The organism is Stenotrophomonas chelatiphaga (genome assembly GCF_032054965.1).
Taxonomy (GTDB): domain Bacteria; phylum Pseudomonadota; class Gammaproteobacteria; order Xanthomonadales; family Xanthomonadaceae; genus Stenotrophomonas; species Stenotrophomonas chelatiphaga.
This window is the reverse complement of record NZ_DAMBRS010000001.1, coordinates 272,305-297,297: the sequence shown is the minus strand read 5'-3', so window position 1 is coordinate 297,297 and position 24,993 is coordinate 272,305. Positions and strand designations below refer to the sequence as shown.

Here is a 24,993-nt window from a genome sequence, read left to right as displayed (position 1 = left end):
CCCGCCATGTCCCTGATTCCCAAGCGCCTGCAGCGTTTGCAGCGCTGGCCGCGCCCGGTGCGCATCCTGCTGGCGGTAGTGTTGGCGCTGTACCTGCTGTATCTGGTCGCCGGCAACGTGTTCCTCAACACGCCGTTGTTCGACATGGTGACCAACCGCAAGCCGGAGAAATTCCAGCTGCGCAACGGGCCGGCGCTCACCCTGGTGCCGGGCCATGCGGTGCTGTGGAACGTGCACGTTCGCGGGCAGGCCAACCGCACCGTGTATATCTTCAGTGCCGAACGGGCCAGTGCGTTCATTTCGTTGCCGGCGCTGCTGCGCCGCGAGATCCACATCCCGCGCGTGGATGCAGCCGGCGTACGCGCGGTGATCACCCGCGTGGACAAGGTGATCCCACCGCCGCCACGTGGCGACCGTGGCTGGACGGTGCGGATGGATGCGATCCACAGCGACAGCATCCGCAGCGGTCAGTTCGGCAAGCTGCTGATCTCCGGCAAGGCCAGCGCCACGGTGGGCTTTCTGAAGCAGATGAAGGGCGGCCCGTCCGAACTGTTCGATTCCAACGCCACCTTCGATGATGCGCGGATCAGCTGGGATGGTACGACGCTGCTGGACCAGGCCCATATCCAGGCGCGGGCCAGCTTCCCGCGCCACTACCGCGACGATGCGCCGGGCCTGCGCAAGCTCGGCATCCTGACCGCCGAGCTGGCCATCGACGGCCGCAGCCAGGCCGTGCGCATCGACACCGCCGGGGCCCATGCCACGGTCGGCACGGTGCCCTCCACCGCCCGCCTGCAGGGCCAGCTGGCGATGGACCATGGCACGCTGCGGCCTGGCGGGCACGTGGTGTGGCGCCTGCCGGTGCACGCCGGTGAGCACGCCAAGGATCGCGGCCTGCTGGCGCTGCAGCTGGACGTGGCCGATGACATCCGGCTGCAGGCGCGGCTGCCGCGCGATGAAGCCAGCGGCAGTGAACTGGATGCCGACCTGCACATCGCCGGGCGCGAGATCCCGTTCCACGCGATGTCCGAGCTGCTGCCGCGCACGTCCGGGCAGTTGAAGGCGGCATGGACGTTCGATTCGCTGAACTGGATATCCGACCTGATCGTGCGCAAACCGTGGTTCCGGCTGGATGGGGGCGGGCTGCTGCGGGCCGACGTGAGGCTGGCCGATGGCCGGCTGGCACCGGGCAGCACCGCGGAGATTCCCAACGTGGCTGCCATCGCCGAGGTAGCCGGGGTACGGATGCAGGGCGATGCCCGTGCGCAGGGTCGGATCGTCGAAGGCCGCACGCCGCAGGTGCAGGTGCAGGTGGACGTGGACCAGTTCCGCGCCGCACCGTCCGATGCGCCTTCGCAGGTGCTGTTCGACGGCCGTGCGCTGGCGCTGGAACTCAGCGGCGACGCCCGCCTGCAGGAACTGAAGGAAGGCGTGCGGGCGCGGCTGCGTTTCAACAACGCGCAGGTGCCTGACCTGACCCGCTACAACCGCTACCTGGGCAACGAACAGGTGAAGCTGCTGGGCGGCACCGGGCTGATCAGCGGGGACGTGGAACTGGATGCCACCGGCCGGATCGGCACCGGCCGGGCCGACCTGAGCGGCCAGAATGCGCGCATGCAGGTGGCGGGCGTGGCGATGCGCGGCAACGCACTGCTGAGGGCCCGCGTACGGCGCGCCGATTTCAGCCAGAAGCAATTCGACCTGGGCGGCACCACGGTGCGACTGCAGGAAGTGCGCATCGCCGAATCAAAGGACGCCGGCTGGTGGGGCGAGGTCGCGGTACGCAGCGGGCACCTGGCCGCCGCGCCGCCGCTGAGCGCCGATGCGGTGGCCGACATCACCCTGCGTGACGCCGGGCCGTTGCTGGATGCCTTCGGTGAGCGCAGCAGCTACCCGCGCTGGGTGCTGGGGCTGGTCGACTCCGGGCAGGTGCAGGCCAGCGGACAACTGCGGCTGCGGCATGGCCAGCTGGTGGTGGATGACCTGCAGGCAGAAAACGAACGACTGTCGCTGCGCGGCCGGCTTGACCTGGGCAAGGCCGGCCGGCGCGGCTACATGTACCTGCGCTGGGGTGTGCTGGGTGCGGGCGTGGAACTCAATGGCGAGCAGCGCAAGTGGCACCTGGCCGGTGCGCGCGAGTGGTACGAACAGCGCCCGCGCTACCTGCCTGCGAAATGACCCGCCGCGCCGGATGACTCAGCGGTGGCGTGATTCCAGCAGCGTGCGCACGTCCTGCAGGCCCAGGCCGCGCGCGCGCAGCAGCACCAGCAGGTGGAAGACCAGGTCCGAGGCTTCGCCCAGCAGCTCGTCATCGCCCTGCACCACCGCTGCCAGCGCGGTCTCCACGCCTTCCTCGCCGACCTTCTGGGCGATACGACGGATGCCACCGTCGAACAGCGAAGTGGTGTAGCTGCCGGCCGGACGCTGCGCCTCGCGCGTGGCCACCAGCTGGTCGAGCTGGCCGATGAAATCCTTCGGCGCCTGCGGGAAGCAGCTGTCCGCCCCGGTGTGGCAGGTGGGGCCGGCCGGGCGTGCGCGCACCAGCAGCGTATCGGCATCGCAGTCCACCGCGATCGACTGCACCGCCAGCACGTTGCCGGACTGCTCGCCCTTGGTCCACAGGCGCTGCTTGCTGCGGCTGAAGAAGGTCATGTGGCCGGTCTGCAGCGTGGCCTGCAGCGACTCCGCACTCACATAGCCCAGCATCAGCACCTGCAGGCTGTCGGCATCCTGCAGCACGGCCGGCAGCAGGCCATCGCCCTTGCTCCAGTCCAGGCGTTCCAGCGCCGGCAGTCCCGGCAGTACTTCAATAGACATCCCGCACCTCGATCTGTTGCTCGCGCAGATAGCGCTTCAATTCTGGAATGGCGATGGCCCCGCTGTGGAACACGCTGGCCGCCAGTGCGCCATCGACATCGGCCTGGTCGAACACCTGGGCGAAGTGTTCGCGGCTGCCGGCGCCGCCGGAGGCAATCAACGGCACGTGGCAGGCCGCGCGCGCATGCCGCAGCTGCTCCACGTCGTAACCGCGGCGCACGCCGTCGCTGTCCATGCAGTTCAGCACGATCTCGCCGGCGCCGCGCTGCTGCACCTCGCGCACCCAGTCCAGCGTGCGCACGGCCACGGCCTGGGTCTTGGAGGGATCACCGGTGAAGCGGCGCACGCGCCATTGCCCATCGGCTTCGCGTACCGAATCGATACCCACCACCACGCACTGCACGCCGAAGGCGTCGGCCAGTTCGGTGATCAGTTCCGGGCGACCCAGCGCGGGCGAGTTGATCGAGATCTTGTCGGCACCGGCGTGCAGCACGCGGCGTGCGGTTTCCACGTCACTGATGCCACCGGCCACGCAGAACGGGATGTCGATCAAGCGCGCGATGCGCTCGATCCATTCCACGTCCACGCTGCGGCCATCCGGGCTGGCGCCGATGTCATAGAACACCAGCTCATCGGCCCCCTGGTCGCGGTAGCGCAGCGCCAGTTCGGCGATATCGCCCATGTCCACGTGGTCGCGGAAGCGCACGCCCTTGACCACGCGGCCATCGCGCACGTCCAGGCAGGGAATGATGCGGCGGCTCAACATGCCAGTGCCTCGGCCAGGTCCATCCGCTGCTCCAGCAGCGCCTTGCCAAGCACCGCGCCGCTGCAGCCGGCAGCGCGCGAAGCGGCCACGTCGGCCACGTCGCGGATCCCGCCGGAGGCCTGGATCGCCACGCCCGGCAGCAGTGCGGCGAGGTGCCGGTACAGATCCAGGTTGGGGCCGGCCAGCATGCCGTCGCGGGCGATGTCGGTGCACAGCAGGTGGCGCATGCCGGCCGCAGCGTAGCGCCGGGCCAGGACGTCCAGCGTGACGCCGGCATTTTCGGTCCAGCCGTGGATCGGCAGCTGCCACTGGCCGTCCTGGTCCTGGCGGGCGTCCAGTGCGATGGTGATGCGCTCCGGCCCGAATTCGGCCAGCCAGCCGATCACCGCATCCGGTTCGCGCACGGCCAGCGAGCCGACCACCACCCGGCCGGCACCGGCCTGCAGGATGCGCTCGACGTCCTCGCGACCGCGCACGCCGCCACCGGTCTGCACGTGCAGTCCCGCATGCTGGCGGATCTGCGCCAGCAGCGGCGCCAGCGTGTAGCCGCCGGCACGGGCGGCATCCAGGTCGACCAGGTGCATCCACTGTGCGCCCTGGCGCGCAAACGCCTGCGCACGCGGCAGCGGATCATCGCCGTAGCGGGTTTCCTGGGCGTAGTCGCCCTGGCGCAGGCGCACCACGCGGCCTTCGCGGATATCAAGGGCGGGATAGACGATGAAACTCATTCGGCGGTGTCCTGCAGGAAGTTGCGCAACAGCAAGGCGCCGGTGTCACCGGAGCGTTCGGGGTGGTACTGCGCACCGAAATAGCGGCCATGTTCGACCACTGCGCTGAACAGCCCGCCATGGTCGCAGGCGGCTACGGTGTGCGCGTTCAACGGGGCGGCATAGCTGTGCACGAAATAAGCGCTGGCACGTTCGGGGATGTCGCGCAGCAGCGGCGAGCCGCGCAGCGGCAGCAGGCGGTTCCAGCCCATGTGCGGCACGCGGATGCCGGTGGCCGGTACCAGCTTGCGCACCGTGCCGGGAATCAGCCCCAGCGTCGCCACGCCACCGCCTTCTTCGGAACGTTCAAACAGCAACTGCATGCCCAGGCAGATGCCGAGCAGCGGCACCTCCAGCTGGCGCAGCGGCTCGAACAGGCCCTGCGCGTGCAGGCGCTGCATGGCCGGTACCGCCGCGCCGACGCCGGGCAGGATCACCCGCCGCGCGTCGCGCAGTCCGTCGGCATCGCGCACCAGCCGGACTTGTGCGCCCAGCCGCTCCAGCGCATAGCGCACGGAACCGAGGTTGGCACCGCCGGCATCGATCAAGGCGACTTCGGTCACAGCGCCCCCTTGGTGCTGGGCAGCTCGGTGCCCTGCCGGGCCACGGCGGTGCGCAGCGCGCGCGCCAGCGCCTTGAAGCAGGCTTCTACCTTGTGGTGGTCGTTGTCGCCACGCACCTGCAGGTTGAGGTTCAACCCGGCGGCATCGCACAGCGAGCGGAAGAAATGCGGCACCAGTTCGGTGGGCAGGTCGCCGACGCGCTCGCGCTTGAACTCGCCATCGAACACGAAGTACGGCCGTCCGCTGAAATCCAGCGCCGCGCTGGCCAGCGTCTCGTCCATCGGCAGGGTGAAGCCGTAGCGGCCGATGCCGCGCTTGTCACCCAGCGCTTCACGCAGCGCCTGGCCCAGCGCCAGCCCGGTGTCTTCGATGGTGTGGTGCTCGTCGATGTGCAGGTCACCTTCGGCCTGGATGCGCACCGAGATGCCGCCGTGCTTGCCGATCTGTTCCAGCATGTGGTCGAAGAACGGCAGGCCGGTATGGATCCGTGGCTCGGCCTGCGCGTCCAGGTCCAGTTCGACGCGGATGCGGGTTTCCTTGGTGTTGCGCTGTACCACTGCGGTGCGCGGCGCATCGGCCAGCGCGTGGGCGATGGCCGGCCAGTCCCAGTCGCCGCCGAACTCTTCGGTGCGCAGCTGGAAGCCGCGGATGTTGAGGTTCTGCGCGAACTGGATGTCGGTCAGGCGGTCGCCCACCATCGCCGAACGCGCCCAGTCGATGCTGCGGTCCTGCAGGTAGGCGGTCATCAGCCCGATGCCGGGCTTGCGCGTGGGCAGGTTCTCGTGCGGCCAGCTGGTGTCGATCAGCACGTCACGGAAGGTAATCCCCTGGCTTTCGAACACGTGCATCATCAGCGCATGCGGCGCATCGAAGATCGCCTGCGGGTAGCTCTCGCTGCCCAGGCCATCCTGGTTGCTGACGATGACGAACTGCCAACCCGCGTCGCGCAGCTTGATCAATGCCGGAATGACATCACGCACGAAGCGCAGCTTGTCGTAGGCGTCGATCTGGTGATCGGCGGGCTCTTCGATCAGGGTGCCGTCGCGGTCGATGAACAGGATGGGGGTCATGCAGCGGCCCTCCAGGCCGAGAGCGCGGCAAGCACGCGTTGGTTTTCGTCGGTGCTGCCGATGCTGATGCGCAGCGCATCACCGAGTTGCGGCGCGGCGCGCTGGTCACGCACCACCACGCCGGCGGCCAGCAGCGCATCGAACGCGCCCTGCGCGTCGTCGAACCGGACCAGCAGATAGTTGCCGGCCGAGGGGTACACCTGGCGCACGCCGTCCACGCCCGCCAGCGCCTTGAACAGTCGCGCGCGCTCGCGCACCACGTCATCGATGCGGGCGCGGGTGGCGGCCAGCGCGGCCGGCTGCAGGGCCGCCACGGCCAGTTCGGCACACGGCTGCGGCACCGGATACGGCGCCTGGCAGCGGCGCAGCGCGGCGATGATTTCTGGTGCGGCGATCAGGCTGCCCACGCGCGCGGCGGCCAGCGCATGCGCCTTGGACAGCGTACGCAGCACGGCAAGGTTCGGGTAGTGCGCCAGCAGCGCGGTGGCCGATGGCTGGTCGCTGTATTCGATGTAGGCCTCGTCCACCACCACCACGGCCTGGCCCTGGAGCGCCTGCGCGGTGCGGGCGATGTCGGCGGCGCTGATCTCGCTGCCGGCCGGGTTGGACGGCGAACACAGGAACACCAGGCGCGCGCCCTGCCCGCGTGCGGTGGCGATCACCGCATCGAGGTCGACCTGCAGGCCGGCAGGGCCGTCCACCAGCGGGACCTCCAGCAGCGGCGCACCCTGCAGCCGCGCGCACACTGCGTACATGCCGAACACCGGCGGCGTCGCCAGTACCGCATCCACGCCGGGGCGGCAGAACGCGCGCACCAGCAGGTCGATCGCTTCATCGCTGCCGCGCCCGACCAGCAGCTGGTGCGGGATGACGCCGTACAACCCGGCCAAGGCCTGCAGCAACGCCGGCGGCTGCGGGTCCGGGTAGCGCCGGCTGCTGCCGCTGGCATCGGCCGGATTGGCCCATGCCGATTCGTTGGCGTTCAGCCACACATCGCCCTGCAGCGCCGTGCTGCGCGCCGAACTGTAGCCGGCAAAGGACTGCAGGTCCGGTCGCAGCAGCGCCAGCACGTCCTGCACGCTCGCGCTCATGCCACCGCCTCCATGCGCAGCGCGACCGCACGTTCGTGCGCATCCAGCCCTTCGGCGCTGGCCAGGATGCGCGCGCAACCGCCGATGGCGACGATGCCCTCGGCGCTGGCGCTCTGCACGCTGATGGTGTTCTGGAAGCTGGCCACGCTGACCCCGCTCCACGCCCGCGCCGCACCGGCGGTGGGCAGCACGTGGTTGGTGCCGCTGCAGTAGTCACCGAGCGCTTCGGGGGTGTAATCGCCAAGGAACACCGAACCGGCCGCCTGCACCTGGCCCAGCCAGGCACGCGGTTCGCGCAGCGCCAGGATCAGGTGTTCTGGTGCGTAGCGGTTGCTGATTTCAAAGGCGTCCTGCAGGCGATCCACGAGGATCAGCCGGGACGCGCCCAGTGCCTGGCGTGCGATGGTTTCGCGCGGCAGCAGCGCCACCTGCCGCTCGACTTCGGCTTCCACCGCCTGCAGCAGCGCGGCATCGTCGGTCAGCAGCAGCACCTGCGAATCCGGGCCGTGCTCGGCCTGGGACAGCAGATCGGCGGCGACGAAGGCCGGATTGGCGCCGGCATCGGCGATCACCAGCACCTCGGACGGGCCGGCCGGCATGTCGATGGCCACGCTTCCGTCCTGCGCCACTTGTTGCTTGGCTTCGGTCACGAAGGAGTTGCCCGGGCCGAACAGCTTGTCGCAGGCCGGTACGCTGGCGGTGCCATGGGCCATCGCGGCAATGGCCTGCGCGCCGCCCAGCTTGAACACGCGCTGCACGCCGGTCAGGCGCGCGGCGACCAGCACGGCGGGGTCGGCGCTGCCATCGGCGCGCGGCGGCGTGCACAGCACCACCTGCGGGCAGCCCGCCAGCGCCGCCGGCACACCCAGCATCAGGGCGGTCGACGGCAGCGGTGCGCTGCCCGCCGGCACGTACAGGCCCACGCGGCCGATCGGCCGGATCATCCGCTCGCAGTGCACGCCCGGCGCGGTTTCCACTGCGTAGCCCTGGCTCATGCCCGCTTCGTGGAAGCGCCGGATGCGCGCGGCGGCTTCTTCCATCGCCGCGCGCAGGTCAACGGCGACGGCCTGCTCGGCCGCCTCGAATTCGGCAGCGGTGACTTCGATGTCGTCCAGCTGCACGCGATCAAAACGCGCGGTGATCTCGCGCAGGGCCGCATCGCCGTCGGCACGTACCTGCGCGATCAGCGCGGCCACGGCTTGGCGGGTCTGTGCGGCGACCGCCTGCACGGGGCGCTGCAAGGCCTCGGCGCGGTCCAGTTCATTGAGTTCCGACCAGTTCAGACGATTCATGCCAGCGACCGCTCCACGCTCAGTACCATCAGGCCCTGGGCGCCTGCGCGCTCCAGTTCTTCCATCCGCTGCCAGCTCAGTGGCCCCGGACACATCGTCTGCAGGCGCGGCGCGCCGTCGTCAGCAGGCAAACGCACCAGCGGTTCGGCGTCGGCCAGCAACTTCTCCAGCGCGGCCACGTTGGCCGGCTCGGCGCGGAACATCAGCAGCTTGCGGTCCTGCACCTGCACCACGCCATCCAGGCGGCGCAGCAGCATCGCCAGCAGTGCACCGCGCGCATCGTCCGGGGCGATCACCGCACCGGCCAGCACGGCCTCGCTGTCGAGCAGGGTTTCCACCGGCTTGAGCTGGTTGGCGCGCAGCGTGCCGCCGCTGGAGACCAGGTCACAGATGAGGTCGGCGGTGCCCAGGCGCGGGGCGATTTCCACCGAACCGGACAGTTCCACCACCTGCGCCTGGATGCCGCGTGCGTCCAGCCAGTCTTTCAGGATCGCCGGATAGCTGGTGGCGATGCGGGTGCCGGCCAACTGCTGCGGGCCCTGCCAGTCCCACTCTTCGGGCACCGCCAGCATCAGCCGGCACGCGCCGAAGCCGAGCCCACGCAGCGCCTGGAAGGCCGGCTTCAGGCCGCGCTGCACGCGGGCGGCGCCCTGCTCGTCCAGTTCGTTGCGGCCAACGATACCGAGATCGCAGACGCCATCGGCGATCAAGCCGGGGATGTCATCGTCGCGCACCAGCAGCAGGTCCACCGGCAGCGATTCGCCATAGCAGAACAGCTTGTCGCGGCTCTCGCGCCAGCTCAGCCCGCAGGCACTGAGCAGGTTGCGGGCCGGCTCGGCCAGGCGGCCGTTTTTCTGGATGGCGATACGCAGCCGGTCACGTGCCGGGGCTGCTTGCGATGCACTCATGGGAAAGGTCTCTTGGAATACGGGGTGGGAGCGGCGGGGGCGCTCCGGAAAGGGCGATCAGCGCGTGGCGAGGCGGGCAATGGCGGCGGCGTAGCCGCGATGGCCATGCTCCAGCGAACGCGCCACGCGCCCGGTGGTGGTCACGCTGACCCCGGTGCGCTCGTGGATCTCGCGATACGGCACGCCCTGCTGCAGCAGCGGGACCACCTTCCAGCGATCGGCAATGGCTTCCAGTTCGGCCGGGGTGCACAGGTCGCGCAGGAAGGCGGCCACTTCGGCCGGCTCGCGCAGGGCGGCAAAGGCCTCAGCCAGCGAGGCAAGGTCGGCCTGGGTGTCTTTCTGATCGGGGGCGGGACGGGCTTTCATCGGGTCGGAGCGGGTATCAATGTAATAGCGCGCTAGTACATTAACGCAAACACGACCTGACAGTCAAACCGGCGGGTGCCGGTGTGGAAGCGGTCTATTGGGGTTGGGCCGGGCGGTGGGGCGGTGGGGCGGGTCGGGGGACGGCAAGAGCCGCCCCTCCGGGGTCCGGCCAGCCGCTGGGCGGCTGTGCGTTCGGGCGCTTGCGAAGCGGTGCTTCGCAAGCAAAGTGCCCTCACCCATGCGGGCCTCGTTTCGCGCCGTCCCTGGCGCTCAACGCCCCCGCCCCACCGCCCGGCCCTGACAGTCCGCGCGCGACCTGTGGCGTAACAGCGGTAGCGCCGATCCATGATCGGCGTCATGCGTCAGGGCACGCGTGTAAAGGCCGCCGACCATGCGTCGGCGCTACCGGCGGCTCGCGTGGCGTTTTACGCCATCGCGCGGGCCTGCTCCAGTTCCACCTGCAGGGTGCTGGCCAGCTCCTCGCGGGAGACTTCGAACTGCTGTTCACGCAGCAGGTCCTTGACCGCCACCACGCCGCGCGCCAGTTCATCCTCGCCCGCCAGCACCACGAACCGGATGCCGGCCTTGGCCGCGTACTGGAACTGCTTGCCGATCTTCTTCGCTTCCATCTGCACTTCGGTGTTGATCCCGCCCACGCGCAGGCGGCGGGCGATATCCAGCGAATGCGGCATGCCCTGCTCATCCATCAGCGCCACGAGCGCATGCACGCTGCTGGCCTCGATGCCTTCGATCAGGCCGGCTTCGCGCAGCTGCCAGAACAGCCGCGTCAGCCCGATGGAGATGCCCACGCCGGGCAGCTTGGACTTGCTGTAGTGGCTGGCGAGGTCTTCGTAGCGGCCGCCCGAGCAGATCGAGCCGATCTGCGGGTGGTCGGACAGCAGGGTCTCGTAGACCGTGCCGGTGTAGTAATCCAGGCCGCGGGCGATGGAGAAGTTCAGGCAGTACGCCTGCTCCGGCACGCCCAACGCCTTGACCAGCTGCAGCACTTCGCGCAGCTCGGCCACGCCGGTGCGCAGGGTCTCGCTGGCGGCCGCATCGGCTTCCAGCAGGGCAAGCTGCGCCAGCGCATCGTCATGGCCCTGCGAACGCACGGCGACGAAGGCCAGGATGCGCTCGACCTGCGCGGCCGGGATGTTGAAATCGGCGCCGACCAGGGTGTCTCGGACATAGTCCGCGCCGCGCTTGTCCAGCTTGTCCACTTCACGCAGCACGGCCAGCTGGCGCTCGCCCTCGGCCACGCCGAGCGTTTCAAAGAACCCGCGCAGCAGCTTGCGGTTGTTCAGCTGCACGGCGAAAGCACCGATGCGCAGTTCCGAGAACACCGCGTGGATCACCGCCAGCACTTCGGCGTCGTAGCGGATGCTCAGCGCATCCTTTCCGATCACATCGATATCGCACTGGTAGAACTCGCGGAAGCGGCCGCGCTGGGCGCGCTCGCCACGGTAGACGCGCTGCATCTGGTAGCGGCGGAACGGGAAGGTCAGCTCGTGCTCGTGTTCGGCCACGTAACGCGCCAGCGGCACGGTCAGGTCGAAGCGCAGTGCCAATTCGGGCAGCGAGGTATCACCGGCCTGGGCGGCATTGGCCAGCGCGCCGGTGGACTGCACGAAATACACCTGGCGCTCGGTTTCGCCGCCGGATTTGGTCAGCAGCACGTCGGACAGCTCGAACACCGGGGTTTCCACCGGCAGGAACCCGAACCGCTCGTAGTTGCGGCGGATGACGTCCAGCATGCGCTGGAACGCAATCTGCTCGCGCGGCAGCAGTTCCATGATGCCGGGCGGGGTACGGGGCTTGATCACGTGGGGCTCCTGCGAAAAACGGGGGGGAAGGGCAAGGACGGTTATTGTAGCGGCTGCACCGGCCGGCGCGCCTGCGCCAGGGCCAAGCGACCACATGCCGTATCATGGGCACTTCCCCTGCCGCACGCGTCGCCCCCACGCCATGTCGCGCCCTGATCCCGCCCCTGCCGACACGCTGCGTACCGCCCCCGGCTGTACGACGCAGGCCTGCCTGCACTGTTCGGTGCGCCACCTGGCGGTGTGTTCGGCGCTGTCGCCCGAAGAAGTACAGGCGCTGGAAGCGGTCACGGTGTCCCAGCAGGTGGCGATGGGCGCCACGCTGGCCCGCGCCGGTGAACCGCGCCAGCATGTCTATACCTTGACCCAGGGCGCCCTGCGGCTGGTGCGCACGCTGTCCGATGGCCGCCGCCAGATCAACGGCTTCGTGCTGCCGGGCGATTACCTGGGGCTGAGCAGCAGCGACCATCATCGCCACGATGTGGAAGCCATCGCCGACAGCCGCGTCTGCCGGGTCTCGCTGGCGCATATGCGCGACCTGCGCAGCCGCTACCCGCACCTGGAACGCAAACTGCTGCAGCGCGCCTGCCAGGCGCTGGACGAGGCGCAGGATGCCGCGCTGTCACTGGCCCGCCTGCAGCCCACCGAGAAGGTCGCCGATTTCCTGCTGCGGCTGGCCGCGCGCGAGGCGCGGCTGGGCGGTGACCCGCTGCGGGTCACCCTGCCGATGGGCCGCGGCGACATCGCCGACCATCTCGGACTGACCATGGAAACGGTCAGCCGTACCTTCACCCGCCTGCGCCAGCAGGCGTTGATCGCCCTGCCCCACCTGAACGTGGTGGAGCTGCTGGACGAGCCGGCGCTGCGGACGTTGGCCACCGGGTAAGGCGCTGCGCGCGGGGCGACGGCTGGCGTCAGCCGGACCCAGGCCGCGCTGCGCGCTCGCCGACCATGGGTCGGCGCTACCGGCGTTCCGGGCTCGGCAAGCCGGCCTGCAGCACCGCACGGAACGCCGCATAGTCGGCCGCCAGCGGCTCGGCGTGTGCCGGCCTGTGCAGCAGTGCATCCAGCGCCGGCGGCACCGCCACCGTTTCACCAATCAACGGTTCCACCACCGATTCGAACTTGGCCGGGTGCGCGGTGGCCACCACCGCCCAGTCACCCTTGCTTCCCCTGGCGCGCAGCGCGTTGAGCACCGTGACCGCGGTGGCGGTGTGCGGGCAGAACACGTCGCCGCTGCCGGCATGTGCGCTGGCGATGGTCGCGCGGATCGCCACGTCATCCACCGCCTCTGCGGTGAAGGCCTGGCGCAACGCCGCATCATCGCCATTGAACAGCCAGCGCAGCCGCTCGAAGTTGCTCGGCGCGCCGACGTCCATGGCGTTGGCGGTGGTGGCCACGCTGTGTGCGGGATGGTAGTCAGCACCGGCGAAGTAGCGCGGCAGCACATCGTTGGCATTGGTGGCCAGGGCGATGCGCCCGATCGGCAGGCCGATGGCCCGGGCCAGGATCGCGGCCATCGCATTGCCGAGGTTGCCGGTGGGGATCACCAGGTTCAACGCCGCCCTGCCCGCCTGCTGGTGCTGGAGCGCGGCATGGGCGTAGTAACTCATCTGCGGCAGCAGCCGGCCCAGGCTGATGCTGTTGGCCGAACTGAGCGGCACCGCGGCCTGCAGCGCGGCATCGCCGAGCGCCTGCTTGACCAGCGCCTGGCAGTCATCGAACGAACCGGCGACGCGGAAGGCCTGGATGTTGTCGCCGAAGCAGCCCAGCTGGTGCGCCTGCCGCGGCGACACCCGGCCATCGGGATACAGCACCACCACGCGCAGGCCCAGCTGGCGATGGAAGGCCGCCGCGACGGCGGCACCGGTATCGCCGGAGGTGGCCACCACGATCGTCAGCGGCGTCGACGCGCCGCTGCGCAGCCGCGCCAGGGTGGCGGCGAGGAAACGCGCGCCGACATCCTTGAACGCGGCCGTGGGCCCGTGGAAGAGTTCCAGCACGTGGTCGCCGCGACGCGGCAAGGCACGCAGCGGCACCGGGAAATCGAAGGCTTCGGCGCAGATCGCCGGCAGCGCATCCGCCAGCGGGTCGCCGTCGAAGAACGGTGCCAGCACCTGCGCGGCGGTCTGCGCCAGGCTTGGCGTCGCGACCCATTGGCGCGGCGCGGGCAGCTGTTCCGGCACGTACAGGCCGCCATCGGGCGCCAGCCCCGCGGCGATCGCCGCACTGAGCGAAACGGCAGGAGACTGGCCGCGGGTAGAGACAAAGCGCATCGCACGTTCCTGTAGGGGGGAGAGAGTCACAACAGCACCGCCGCTGGCGCCGCCAGCGAAGACACCCAGGCCTGGCTGTCGAAGCCGGCGGCAGCGAACGCCGCCTGCACCGGCGCGGCACCGGCCTGGGCACTGGCCTGGTCTTCGAACCAGGCGAACACACTGGGGCCGGCGCCGGAGATGCTGGCCCCCATCGCCCCGGCCGCCAGCGCGGCATCGCGCGCGGCGTCGAAGCCGATGATCAACGGCGCGCGGCGCGGTTCGACCAGCACGTCACGCAGGCCCGCACGCACCAGCGCCGCATCGCCCTGGTGGCAGCCGGCCAGTACCAGCGCCAGGTTGGCGCTCTGCGCCACGAAATCACCCAGCGCGTAGCTGCCCTGCAACGCGGCGCGGGCGCGGCGCGTTTCCAGCACCGCATCCGGGTGCACCAGCAGGCTGTGCCAGCGCGCCGGCACCGGGATCGGCACCAGCCGGTCGGCGGTGCTCAGCACCAGCCCACCCAGCAGCATCGGGCCGAGGTTGTCGCCATGGCGACCACCGCTGGCCACCAGTTCGCCTTCCAGCGCGAAGCGATACAGCGCGTGGCGGTCCAGCGGGCTGACCAGCAGCGCATTGGCAGCCACCAGCGCGGCCACGCACGAGGCCGCCGAGCCGCCCATGCCCGATCCCAACGGGATGCCCTTGTCGATCTCCACCGCGAAGCCGAACGGCAGGTCCAGCGCCTGCCGCAACGCCAGCAGGGAGGCACCGGCGGTGTTCAACGCAGCCTCCCGTGGCAGCGGCACGTCCGCCCCGCGGATGGCCTCGATGCGCACCTCGCGCTCGGCGATGCGGCGCACGCTCACCGTGTCACCGACACCGGCGATGGCATGGCCGAGGATGTCGAAGCCCACCCCCACGTTGCCGACCGATGCCGGTGCAAAGGCACGTGCGATCACAGGCGCGCTCCTTCACCAGCCGCCACCCGCAGCAGATCGGCGAACACGCCGGCCGCGGTGACTTCCGGACCGGCGCCGGGGCCCTGCACCACCAGCGGATTGTCGCAGTAGCGCCGGGTGCGGAACTGCACCACGTTGTCGGTCAGTTTGAGGTTGGCGAAGGCATGGTCCAGCGGTATTTCCACCAGCCCGACCGATGCGCCCTGCGCGGACAGCGCAGCGACATAGCGCAGCACGGCGCCGCGTGCGCGGGCCTGCTGCAGGCGCTGCAGCAGCGCGTCGTCGTTGTCGCCCAGGCGCTGCATGAACGCATCCACGCTGCCCGCACGCAGCGCCTCAGGCACCAGGCTTTCGACCTGCACCTGTTCCAGGCTCAGGTCGCGGCCGGCTTCGCGCGCCAGGATCACCAGCTTGCGTGCCACGTCGATGCCGGACAGGTCATCGCGCGGGTCCGGTTCGGTATAGCCCATGCCACGCGCCTGCTCCACCAGCGCAGAGAACGGCTGGCTGCCATCGAAGCGGTTGAACAGCCAGGCCAGCGTGCCGGAGAAGATGCCTTCGATGGACAGCACCTCATCGCCGGTATCGACCAGGTCGCGCAGCGTGGTGATCACCGGCAGGCCCGCGCCCACGGTGGCCTCGTAACGGAAGCGCGCCCCGCTGGCGGCGGCCGCAGCGCGGATCGACTGGTAGCGTGCCAGCGGACCGGAGCCGGCCTGTTTGTTCGGGGTGACCACGTGGATGCCGGCCGCCAGCCAGCCTTCGTAGCGCCCGGCGACCTCGGCACTGCCGCTGCAATCAATGACCACCGCATGCGGCAGGTGCGCCGACAGCAGGTGCGCGGTGAACGCGTCCAGGTCGCTGGTCGACGCTGCGTCGGCCAGGGCAGCCCGCCAAGGCCCCTGCAGCGCGCGCGGGGCCAGGTGCATGCCGCGCCGTGACGCCACCGCGCGCAGGCGCAGGTCGATGTTGGCCTTGCCCAGCAGCTGCGGCTGCGCGGCCTGCAGCTGGTCCAGCAGTGCCGCGCCGACGTTGCCTGGCCCGATCACCCCGACCGCGAAGGTCTGCGGTGACAGCCAGAAACCGGCATGCGCCGCGCGCAGCGCGCGGGTGGCATCGCCACTGTCCACCGCGACCGAGATGTTTCGTTCCGACGAGCCCTGCGCGATGGCCAGGATGTTGACCTGCGCCCTGCCAAGCGATTCGAACAGGCGCGCGGCCACGCCGGGCTGGCCGGCCATCCCATCCCCCACCGCCGCCAGCACGCTGACCCCGCCACGCAGCTGCACCCGCTGGACCTGGCCGACTGCCAGCTCATGGGCGAACGCCTGCAGCAGCGCGTCGCGGCCGCGTTCGGATTCATTGCCGCGGACCACGCAGCAGATCGAGTGTTCCGAAGACCCCTGCGAGATCATCACCACCGACACCTGCGCCTGGCGCAGCGCGGAAAACACCCGCTCCGCCGTGCCCGGCACGCCGATCAGGCCGGTGCCTTCCAGGTTCAGCACGGCCAGCTCCGCACTCAGGGTCAGGCCCTTGATCGGCCCGCGCACCGAGCGCTCGGCGGTGATGCGCGTGCCGGGGTGTTCGGGCTGGAACGTATTGCGGATCAGGATCGGCAGGCCGCGCTGGATCGCCGGGGACATGGTCTGCGGATGCACCACCTTGGCCCCGAAGTAGGCCAGTTCACAGGCCTCGTCGTAGCTCAACGCTTCAAGCTGCACCGCTTCGGGCACCAGCCGCGGATCAGCCGACAGAACGCCATCGACGTCGGTCCAGATCTGCAGCTCATCGGCGTTGAACAGCGCAGCGAAGATCGCCCCGGAGTAATCACTGCCGTTGCGGCCGAGGGTGGTGATGCGGTCCCGGCGGTCGCGGGCGATGAAGCCGGTGACCACGATGCGCGGCTGCACGTTCGCCTGCCGCCACGCGTGCAGGCGCTGTGCGCTGGTTTCCCAATCCACGTTGACACCCAGCTCGCCGTGTTCGACCACCAGCACCTCGCGCGCATCCAGCACCGCGCACGGCTCGCCGCTGGCCAGGAAATGCTGGCCCAGCAAGTGTGCCGAACACACTTCACCGAGGCCCTGCACGCGGTCAAGCACCTCCTCGGGCAGGCCACCGATCACCGCCAGGGCGGCCAGCAGTTCGGCGAGCTCATCGAACCGCGCATCGAGCCATTCCACGCTGGCGCCGGCGTGTTCACCGAGCAGCGAAGCAGCCGCGCCGCGATGGCGGGCACGCAGGTCATGCCAGTCTTCGCGCCACTGCGCATCGCCGGCTGCGGCCAACCGCGCCAGCGCGATCAGCGCATCGGTCACGCCCTTCATGGCAGACACCACGGTGACCTGCAGCGCTTCCGGACGCGCCTGCAGCAGTCGCGCGACGTGGCGGTAGCAGTCGGCATCGGCGACGGAGGTGCCGCCGAACTTGTGCACCACCACGTGCGGTTGCACGGCGGAACGGAGCGGAGCGGAATCGGCGGAGGGTGCAGCAGCGGCAATGGACATGGTGACCTCGGTGGGAGGCCCCGCATCGCGCCAGTGGAAGGTTTCCCCGCCACCTGGTTCGGTGCGGGGCCGTGGTTTTCGTGAGTTACGCGAAGACGACGGACCGCACCCTGCGGGTGGTGGTGGTGGTGGTGGTAATGGTGGTAATGGTGGTGGTGCCGGCCATGGAGCCCGCGCGCAGGCCTGCCGCAGAAGCGGCAGGAAGCGAGGCGAAGGTGGCGGCGGCAAGGACCATGCCGCTAGAAAACACCGCCGGGCAAGCCGCTGTCAAGTGTTGCAGTGCAGAAAACACGTCCCTTCATCAGCAGCCAACGCCGGCGAAAATGGTTGCATCAGACACGATGCAGGCCACGCCTGCGTTCAGCCGGCATGCTCGGCGATCGCCGGCGGCGCACGGTGTGCGTGCGCGCACCACAGCACGCCTGCCACCAGGCAGCCGATCGCAATGGTTTCCAGCAGGGTGGGCCAACGCCGCTGCCAGGCGAAGCCATACAGCAGCGCGAACAGGGTCTCGAACACGATCATCTGTCCGGTCAGGGTCAGCGGCAGCAGCCGGCTGGCGCGGTTCCAGCAGGCATTGCCAAGCAGCGAGGCGATCACCGCAACGCCGGCGCTGACCATCCAGAACAGTCCCCACTGGGCCGGCGCGTGCACGCTGCCATCGAACAGGAACGCCGACGGCACCAGCAGCAGCGCCAGGGCACCGGTGACCACGCCGGTGAGCAGCGACCAATCGTGTGCGGACAGATCCGGGCGGCGGGCCAGCCAGCGGCTGTTGCCCACCGAATACGCCGCCCATGATAGCAGCGCGCCGAAGGCACATACAAGGCCCAGCACGCGCTGCCGCCACGGCGTCTGCACATGTTCGGACACCAGGGCTTCGTAGCCCACCAGCGCCACGCCCAGCAGGCACAGCAGCAGCGCCGGCGCCAGTTGGCGCAGCTGCACCGCGCCTTCTTCGCGCACCGCGACCAGGGTCACCACCACCGGAATCAGCCCGACGATCAGCGAAGCAGCCGCGCCGCCCGCCCACTGCACCGCCGTGGCCAGCAGCAGGAAATACACCAGGTTGCCGGCCAGGCTCAGCCACACCAGTCCGCGCCATTCGGCCATGCCGATCCGCGGCGCCAGCCGCTTCCAGCGCGGCGCCAGCAACAACAGTGCCACCAGCCCGTAGATCAGGTAGCGGCCGGCCGACAGCTGCAGGGCATCGAATGCCAGCAATACCGCAGGGGCCAGGAACACCACGCCCCACAGCGCACCGGCCATCACACCGTTGCCGATCCCCACGCCCATCGAACGATTCATCGCACACCCATGCTGCAGACAGGCGCGAAGTCTAGTGCGCCGCGGTGGCGCGCGTCTTGACCCGGGCTACGGTGACTGGCGCCGCCACATCGACGGGGTGAGCCCGGTCTCGCGCCGCAACGCACGGCTCAGCGCGCTCTGTTCGGAGTAACCGGCGAGCTGGGCGACAGTGCTGATCGGCACCTGGGTGCTGCGCAGCAGGTGGCGCGCCCAGCGCAGCCGCAGCGCACTCAGCCAGGCCTGCGGCGGCAGCCCCAGCTCGCGCAGGAAACGGGCGTGCAGGTGGCTGCTGCTCAGGCCTGCCACGCGTGCCATGCGTTCCACCGGCCAGGCTTCGCCGGGGGCCGCCTGGATGCGAGCGCACAAGGCCTGCAGGCGTGCACCGCTGCCATCGGGCGCGAATGCCTGCAGCAGCAGCGGCAGCAGGTGCTCGCCCGAGCTCCCGGCCGGTAGTGCCTGCAACGAGGTACGCAGCGCCTGCGGCAACGACAGCCAGCGCTGCCCGCGCAGGTGTTCCAGGGTGTGGTCGTCGAACCAGGCGGCGTCGCAGTCGATGATCAGGTGCTGGTTGATGCCCTGCCCGACCTGGTCATGGTTCTCGCCGGGCGCCACGAACACGCCCTGCAGCGCATCCAGCCGCGCACCGTGACCGTCGAGCTCGAACTGCAGCTCACCGTGCAACGGCAACACCCACTGGGCGTACGCATGGCGATCGCCGCCCCAGGCGTCACCGTAACTGCGGACATGGAAGCGCGGCGCGTGCATGGCAGGAGTCTGCCGCCGCGATGGCGGCCGCGCAATGCCGGCCGGTCAGGCCCGGCGCGGCAGCCGGGCTTCGAACACCACGTCCTGCGCTTCGTTGCGTGCCTGCAGCTGGCCGCCGTGCGCACGCACGAACTGGTCGGCGATGAACAGGCCCAGGCCCAGTCCCTTGCTGGCGTGGAAGCTGGCCTTGAACGGTTCGAACAGGCGCGGCAGCAGGCTTTCACCGATCTGCCCGCGGTTGCGCACGCGCAGCACCACCTGGGCGGGATCCTCGCCATCCACGTGCACCTGGATCGGCGCCTGCCCACCATGCAGCAGCGCATTGCCGATCAGGTTGGAGGCCACCTGCGCCAGCCGGTCCGGGTCGCCCTGCATGCGCGCATCGCCCAGCGCGACCACTTCGATCGCGGCCGTCGCATTGCCCTGCTCCACTTCCTGCACGACCGCGTCCACCACGCTGGCGGCGTTGCACGGGGTGCGCTCCAGGCGCAGCCCGCCGGAGCGGATGCGGGAGAAATCGAGCAGCTGGTCAACCATGCGCGCCATCCGCAGCGTGCTGGTTTCCAGGTGGCGCAGGGTCTGCTGCGCGCTGGCATCGGCCGGAATGTCGAGCGACAGTTTGTCCGCACACAGCAGGATCGCCGACAACGGCGTGCGCAGGTCGTGGGTCAGCACCGCCATCATGGTTTCGTTGAGCGTCAGCGCGCGCTCCAGCGCTTCGTTGCGCGATTTCAACAGGCGCTTCTGCTGATAGAGCTCGATGAACACACCGAGCTTGCCGAGGATGATCTGCGGTTCGATCGGCTTGTGCAGGAAGTCCACGGCACCGCTTTCATAGCCCTTGAACGCACGCACCGGATCCTGCGGCGAGGCGGTCAGGAAGATGATCGGCACATCGCGGCTGCGCGCCGAGCCGCGCATCAGTTCGGCCAGCGCGAAACCATCCATTTCCGGCATCTGCACGTCCAGCAGGGCCAGTGCGACTTCGTGTTCAAGCAGCAGTTCCAGCGCCTCGTTGCCGGAGGCAGCGCAGAGGATGCGCAGGCCATCACGGCGCAGCAGCGCTTCCATCGCGACCAGGTTCTGCGGCACGTCATCGACGATCAGTATGTTGACCGGCGAGGCGTCTGCCACTGGCGCGGGAGCAAGCAGGTTCATTTCATTTCCTTCAGGCATTCGCATATCTCGTCCAGCGTCAGCACCGCATCGGCGCCGGCACGCTGCAGGGCCGAGGCAGGCATCATCGACGCCTCGGCATCTTCGGGGCATTGCAGCCAGGCCTGGCCACCGGCCTGGCGCACCGCGGCCACGCCTTCGCTGCCATCGCTGCTGGCCCCGGTCAGCAGGATCGCCAGTACATCGGGGCCAAACACCGCCGCGGCCGATTCGAACAACGGGTCGATGGCCGGGCGCGAGAACAACACGGCCTCATCCAGCGACAGCGCGATGGAGGCTTCGTCTTCGACCAGCATATGGTAGTCCGGTGGCGCGAAGGTCACCGTGCCCACCTCCAGCGGCTGCTTGTCCTCGGCCTCGCGCACCCGCAACGCCGAGCCCGGATCGAGCAGTTCGGCGATGCGGCTGGGCCGGTCACGGGGGATGTGCAGCACCACCAGCGCCGGGCAGGGCAGCGCCGCCGGCAGCGCACCCAGCACCCGCTGCAGCGCCGAAACGCCGCCGGCCGAAGCACCGATCACCAACAGGCGCGGGACCAGGGCGTCCATCAGGCCGCCTTCCGGTACAGGCGCTGTTCGCGCGCGGCGGCTTCAAAGGCGTTGCCATGCTCGCCGAACTGCAGCGATTCCTTGCTGCCCAGGCCCAGGAAACCGCGATGCACCAGCGCTTCGCGGAACAGGCCGACGGCGCGGTCCTGCAGCGGCCGGTTGAAGTAGATCAGCACGTTGCGGCAGGACACCAGGTGCACTTCGGAAAACACCGTGTCAGTGGCCAGGCTGTGGTCGGCGAACACCACGTTGCGGCGCAGGCGACGATCGAACATCGCCCCGTCGTAGCCGGTGGTGTAGTAGTCCGACAACGAACCGTGACCGCCGGCCTGCAGGTAATTGCGGCTGAACTGGGCGATGCGGTCGATGCCGTAGGTGCCCGACTCGGCGGCCGCCAAAGCAGCCGGGTTGATGTCGGTGGCGTAGATGATGCTGCGGTCCAGCAGCCCCTCTTCCTGCAGCAGGATCGCCAGCGACCAGACTTCCTCGCCGGTGCTGCAGCCGGCCACCCACAGCTTGATCGACGGATAGGTCTTCAACACCGGCACGGCGTGCTCGCGCAGCGCCTGGAAGTAGGCCGGGTCACGGAACATCTCCGACACCTGCACGGTGAAGAACTGCATGGCCTGGGTGAACAGTTCGGGCTCGTGCAGCAGCCGGTGCTGCAGGTCCGACAGGCGCGCACACTCGTAGCGCTGCATCGCCTGGTGCATCCGACGCCGCAGCGAAGACACCGCATAGTTGCGGAAATCGTAGTGGTAGCGCTGGTAGATCGCCTCCACCAGCACCTTCAGTTCCAGGTCGAACAGCTCCTGATCGTTCATTGCCGCGAGCACCACACACGGCACAAGGACACCAGCTTGTCGACGTCGATGGGCTTGGCGATGTAGTCGTTGGCGCCGGCCTGCAGGCAACGCTCGCGGTCGTCGGGCATGGCCTTGGCGGTCAGCGCGATGATCGGCAGGTCCTTGTGCTGGCGCTGGCTGCGGATCTCGCGCATCGCGGTCAAGCCATCCATCTCCGGCATCATGATGTCCATCAGCACCAGGTCCACTTCCACGCTGGCCAAGCGATCGACGGCTTCGCGGCCGTTGCGGGCGATTTCCAGCTTCACCCCCAGCGGTTCGAGCACGCTGGACAGCGCGAAGATGTTGCGCACATCGTCTTCGGCCAACAGCACCGTGCGGCCATCGAGCACCGAATCGCGGCGCCGCGCTTCGCGCAGCAGGCGCTGCTGGTCGCTGGGCAGGTTCGCTTCCACGCTGTGCAGGAACAGGGTGACCTCGTCGAGCAGGCGCTCCGGCGAGCGGGCGCCCTTGATGATGATGCTCTTGGAATAACGGCGCAGGCGCTGTTCTTCTTCGCGGCCCAGCGCGCGGCCGGTATACACGATCACCGGCGGGAAGCTGACATCTTCGCTGCCGGCCATGAACTCCAGCAGGTCGTAGCCACTGCCATCGGGCAGCGCCAGGTCGGTCACCATGCAGTCGAAGGTCGCGCTGCTGAGCTGCTGCACCGCCTCGGCGAGGGTGCCCACGGCAGTGATTTCCAGCTGCTCCCGGCCCAGCAGCAGTTCCAGGTTGCCGCGCAGTTCGGTGTCGTCTTCCACGATCAGCAGACGGCGCACGTCGCGCTGGCTGGTCTTTTCCAGGTGCTGGATCGCCTCGACCAGCCGCTCACGGGTGGCCGGCTTGATCACGTAACCGATGGCGCCCAGTTCCATCGCCAGCTGGCTGCGCTCCATGCCCGACACCACGTGCACGGGGATGTGGCGGGTCAGCGGATCGCGCTTCAGGCGCTCCAGCACGCTCAGGCCGGACACATCGGGAAGGCCGATATCCAGCAGCACGCCACTGGGGCGCAGCTCGCGCGCCAGCGACAAGGCTTCTTCGGCGGTGGTGGCCACCACGCAGTCGAAATCAAGTTCGCGCGCCAGCGCGACCAGCGCTTCGGCGAACGTCGCGTCATCTTCCACGGCCAGGATCAGGCGCTCACTGCGCTGGGCGCCGGCACCGTTGGCCACGGCTGTCTTCCAGGCGCCCAACGACGGCGGAACCGCGTCGCTGCGCACCGGCGACGGGCCGGCGCCGGACGCTGCCCGGGCCGGTGACGGTGCCGAGGCGACCACCGGCTGCGGCGCGTGCGCCGTGCCCAGCGTTGCCGGCGCATCGGCCTGTTCCGGTGCTCCGCTCAGCGGCAATTCCACCGTGAAGGTACTGCCGCGACCCGGCTCGCTGTCCACGCGGATGTCACCGCCCATGCGGGTTGCCAGGTCGCGCGAAATGGAAAGCCCCAGGCCGGTGCCGCCGTAGCGGCGGCGGGTACTGCCATCGGCCTGGCGGAAGGCTTCGAAGATGGCGTCCAGCTGCTCTGCGGCGATGCCGATACCGCTGTCGCGCACCACGAAACGCACGCGGTCGCGACCGACCGCCTGCACCTGCAGGCTGACCGTGCCGTGTTCGGTGAACTTCACCGCGTTGGCCAGCAGGTTCTTCAGGATCTGCTGCAGGCGTTGGCTGTCGGCGGTGAACTGGCTGGGCGCGCCGGCGTCGGCGACGATCTCCAGCGCCAGTCCCTTTTCGCGCGCCAGCGGCTCGAAGGTCTCGCGCAGGCGCTGCAGTGCACCTTCGACTACGACGATTTCATCGGCCAGCTCCACGTGACCGGCCTCGATGCGGGCCAGGTCCAGAATGTCGTTGATCAGGGCCAGCAGGTCGTTGTTGGACGACAGGATGGCCTGCGCGTACTTGACCTGCTCGTCGCTGAGCGTGCCGTCGCGGTTGTCCGAAAGCAGCTTGGCCAGGATCAGCGAGCTGTTGAGCGGGGTGCGCAGCTCATGCGACATGTTGGCCAGGAACTCGGACTTGTAGCGCGAGGCGGCCGACAGTTCATTGGAATTGCGCACCAGCTGCGCCTGCGCCACCAGCAGCGCCTGCTTCTGGCCTTCCAGCTCATGCGTGCGCTCTTCCAGCTGCACGTTGGTCTGTTCCATCTCGGCCTGCTGCTGCTCCAGTTTGGTCTGCGAATGCAGCAGGCTGCGGCTCTGCTCTTCCAGTTCTTCGTTGGCCACCCGCAGCTCTTCCTGCTGGGCCTGCAGTTCTTCGGCCTGGCGCTGGGATTCTTCCAGCAGCTCGGCCAGCCGCGCGCGCAGCACCGCCGCACGCAGCGCGATGCCGATGGTGTCGGCGCAGCGCTGCAGCAGCTCGCGGTCCAGCTGCGGGGCACGACCCGGGCGGATCCGGCCCAGTTCCACCACGCCGACGATCTGCTCATCGCTGAAGATCGGCGCCAGCACCCGCTCGCGCAGCTGGGTGCTGCCCAGGCTGGTACTGATCTGCAGCACGCTGCCCTCGCCTTCCTGCAGGTGGCGCACCTTGCCCTCGCGGATCACCTGGCCCAGCTGTCCTTCTTCCAGGCCCAGCGACTGCGGAATGGACGCCGGCAGCGCCACGCCGCCGGTCAGCAGCAACTGGTGGTTCTCGATGCGGTACATCACCGCGGTCTGCGCCTTCAGGTGCTCGGCCAGGGTGGTCATCGCCGCTTCGGCGATTTTTTCCGGCCCCAAGTCGCCGCGCAGGCTCATCGCCACCACGTTTTCGCTTTCCTGCAGCCACAGCGCCTCGGACGCTTCGCGGCGCGCCTGGATTGCGCGATTGACGATCAACGCGATCATCAGGAAGGCGAATCCGCCAATGGTCCGGTTGACGAAAGAGAAAGCTGAATTGGTACTGGCGGGGGCAATGTTGTAGCCCACCGCGAGGAACACACAGGCCGCCACCGCAACCACCAACGGCAGCCCGGCATGGCGCTGGAATACCGTCACGCCGATCGCCAGGAAATACGCCAGCCAGACCGCATAGCCAAGTGGCACAACCAGTTCAAGCGCGGCGGTTGCTCCCAGCAGGGCGGCCGACAATGCCCATACCCACGGGTCGCGCATACTTGAAGCTGACGTCATCGTTGGAGATCCCGGCACAAAGAAGTGAGATGTTAACTGAATGCCCGTCGT

22 protein-coding genes are annotated in these 24,993 nt (G+C 69.2%); 2 read left to right on the top strand and 20 right to left on the bottom strand.

Features of this window, described 5'->3' with window-relative positions; genetic code table 11:
• The first annotated feature begins 15 nt into the window (after positions 1-15).
• Positions 16-2,178: a hypothetical protein gene (locus tag RTX79_RS01525; RefSeq protein WP_428695947.1), complete on the top strand. Its 2,163-nt coding sequence runs from the start codon at positions 16-18 to the stop codon at positions 2,176-2,178.
• An 18-nt stretch (positions 2,179-2,196) separates the two neighbouring features.
• On the opposite strand, the gene hisIE is transcribed toward RTX79_RS01525, so the two are convergent.
• The 10 genes from hisIE to hisS all read right to left on the bottom strand — a co-directional run bounded on the left by hisIE (position 2,197) and on the right by hisS (position 11,463).
• Positions 2,197-2,817: a bifunctional phosphoribosyl-AMP cyclohydrolase/phosphoribosyl-ATP diphosphatase HisIE gene (hisIE, locus tag RTX79_RS01520; protein ID WP_312681268.1), complete on the bottom strand. Its 621-nt coding sequence runs from the start codon at positions 2,815-2,817 to the stop codon at positions 2,197-2,199.
• Positions 2,807-3,583, bottom strand: coding sequence for an imidazole glycerol phosphate synthase subunit HisF (hisF, locus tag RTX79_RS01515; RefSeq protein ID WP_057506753.1), 777 nt, complete (start codon positions 3,581-3,583; stop codon positions 2,807-2,809). The genes hisIE and hisF overlap by 11 nt, the downstream gene beginning before the upstream one ends.
• Positions 3,577-4,311: a 1-(5-phosphoribosyl)-5-[(5-phosphoribosylamino)methylideneamino]imidazole-4-carboxamide isomerase gene (hisA, locus tag RTX79_RS01510; protein ID WP_312681267.1), complete on the bottom strand. Its 735-nt coding sequence runs from the start codon at positions 4,309-4,311 to the stop codon at positions 3,577-3,579. Before hisA ends, hisF begins: the two co-directional genes overlap by 7 nt.
• Positions 4,308-4,913: an imidazole glycerol phosphate synthase subunit HisH gene (gene hisH, locus RTX79_RS01505; RefSeq protein WP_057506751.1), complete on the bottom strand. Its 606-nt coding sequence runs from the start codon at positions 4,911-4,913 to the stop codon at positions 4,308-4,310. Before hisH ends, hisA begins: the two co-directional genes overlap by 4 nt.
• Positions 4,910-5,983, bottom strand: coding sequence for a bifunctional histidinol-phosphatase/imidazoleglycerol-phosphate dehydratase HisB (hisB, locus tag RTX79_RS01500; protein WP_312681265.1), 1,074 nt, complete (start codon positions 5,981-5,983; stop codon positions 4,910-4,912). The genes hisH and hisB overlap by 4 nt, the downstream gene beginning before the upstream one ends.
• Positions 5,980-7,074 (bottom strand): histidinol-phosphate transaminase, encoded by a 1,095-nt coding sequence (hisC, locus tag RTX79_RS01495; protein ID WP_312681263.1) that lies wholly within the window; start codon positions 7,072-7,074, stop codon positions 5,980-5,982. Before hisC ends, hisB begins: the two co-directional genes overlap by 4 nt.
• On the bottom strand, positions 7,071-8,366 hold the full coding sequence (gene hisD, locus RTX79_RS01490) for a histidinol dehydrogenase (protein ID WP_312681262.1): 1,296 nt from the start codon (positions 8,364-8,366) through the stop codon (positions 7,071-7,073). The genes hisC and hisD overlap by 4 nt, the downstream gene beginning before the upstream one ends.
• On the bottom strand, positions 8,363-9,274 hold the full coding sequence (hisG, locus tag RTX79_RS01485) for an ATP phosphoribosyltransferase (RefSeq protein ID WP_312681261.1): 912 nt from the start codon (positions 9,272-9,274) through the stop codon (positions 8,363-8,365). Before hisG ends, hisD begins: the two co-directional genes overlap by 4 nt.
• A 57-nt stretch (positions 9,275-9,331) precedes the next feature.
• Complete coding sequence (locus RTX79_RS01480; RefSeq protein ID WP_309686042.1) at positions 9,332-9,640, bottom strand: YerC/YecD family TrpR-related protein; 309 nt, start codon at positions 9,638-9,640, stop codon at positions 9,332-9,334.
• Between the two features lie 425 nt (positions 9,641-10,065).
• Positions 10,066-11,463, bottom strand: coding sequence for a histidine--tRNA ligase (hisS, locus tag RTX79_RS01475; RefSeq protein ID WP_312681259.1), 1,398 nt, complete (start codon positions 11,461-11,463; stop codon positions 10,066-10,068).
• Between the two features lie 142 nt (positions 11,464-11,605).
• Here hisS and RTX79_RS01470 point away from each other — a divergent pair, with 142 nt between their 5' ends.
• Positions 11,606-12,346, top strand: coding sequence for a Crp/Fnr family transcriptional regulator (locus RTX79_RS01470; protein WP_312681258.1), 741 nt, complete (start codon positions 11,606-11,608; stop codon positions 12,344-12,346).
• A 76-nt stretch (positions 12,347-12,422) separates the two neighbouring features.
• Here RTX79_RS01470 and thrC read toward each other — a convergent pair whose 3' ends face one another.
• The 10 genes from thrC to RTX79_RS01420 all read right to left on the bottom strand — a co-directional run bounded on the left by thrC (position 12,423) and on the right by RTX79_RS01420 (position 24,942).
• Complete coding sequence (gene thrC, locus RTX79_RS01465; RefSeq protein WP_312681257.1) at positions 12,423-13,736, bottom strand: threonine synthase; 1,314 nt, start codon at positions 13,734-13,736, stop codon at positions 12,423-12,425.
• Positions 13,737-13,762: 26 nt separating this feature from the next.
• Positions 13,763-14,677, bottom strand: coding sequence for a homoserine kinase (locus RTX79_RS01460; RefSeq protein ID WP_312681256.1), 915 nt, complete (start codon positions 14,675-14,677; stop codon positions 13,763-13,765).
• Positions 14,674-17,187, bottom strand: a complete 2,514-nt coding sequence (gene thrA / locus RTX79_RS01455) for a bifunctional aspartate kinase/homoserine dehydrogenase I (protein ID WP_428695928.1) — start codon at positions 17,185-17,187, stop codon at positions 14,674-14,676. Before thrA ends, RTX79_RS01460 begins: the two co-directional genes overlap by 4 nt.
• A gap of 85 nt (positions 17,188-17,272) precedes the next feature.
• Positions 17,273-17,479, bottom strand: coding sequence for a hypothetical protein (locus RTX79_RS01450; RefSeq protein ID WP_312681255.1), 207 nt, complete (start codon positions 17,477-17,479; stop codon positions 17,273-17,275).
• Between the two features lie 68 nt (positions 17,480-17,547).
• A complete protein-coding gene (locus RTX79_RS01445; protein WP_312681254.1) occupies positions 17,548-18,495 on the bottom strand; it encodes a DMT family transporter in 948 nt (315 codons plus the stop codon).
• Positions 18,496-18,561: 66 nt separating this feature from the next.
• The gene (locus RTX79_RS01440; protein WP_312681253.1) at positions 18,562-19,260 is read right to left on the bottom strand and encodes an AraC family transcriptional regulator; all 699 of its coding nucleotides are present in this window, start codon (positions 19,258-19,260) and stop codon (positions 18,562-18,564) included.
• A 45-nt stretch (positions 19,261-19,305) separates the two neighbouring features.
• Positions 19,306-20,418 (bottom strand): hybrid sensor histidine kinase/response regulator, encoded by a 1,113-nt coding sequence (locus RTX79_RS01435; RefSeq protein WP_312681252.1) that lies wholly within the window; start codon positions 20,416-20,418, stop codon positions 19,306-19,308.
• On the bottom strand, positions 20,415-20,984 hold the full coding sequence (locus RTX79_RS01430) for a chemotaxis protein CheB (protein ID WP_123700697.1): 570 nt from the start codon (positions 20,982-20,984) through the stop codon (positions 20,415-20,417). The genes RTX79_RS01435 and RTX79_RS01430 overlap by 4 nt, the downstream gene beginning before the upstream one ends.
• On the bottom strand, positions 20,984-21,808 hold the full coding sequence (locus tag RTX79_RS01425; protein ID WP_057506736.1) for a CheR family methyltransferase: 825 nt from the start codon (positions 21,806-21,808) through the stop codon (positions 20,984-20,986). The genes RTX79_RS01430 and RTX79_RS01425 overlap by 1 nt, the downstream gene beginning before the upstream one ends.
• The gene (locus RTX79_RS01420; protein WP_312681244.1) at positions 21,805-24,942 is read right to left on the bottom strand and encodes a response regulator; all 3,138 of its coding nucleotides are present in this window, start codon (positions 24,940-24,942) and stop codon (positions 21,805-21,807) included. The genes RTX79_RS01425 and RTX79_RS01420 overlap by 4 nt, the downstream gene beginning before the upstream one ends.
• Positions 24,943-24,993: the final 51 nt, after the last annotated feature.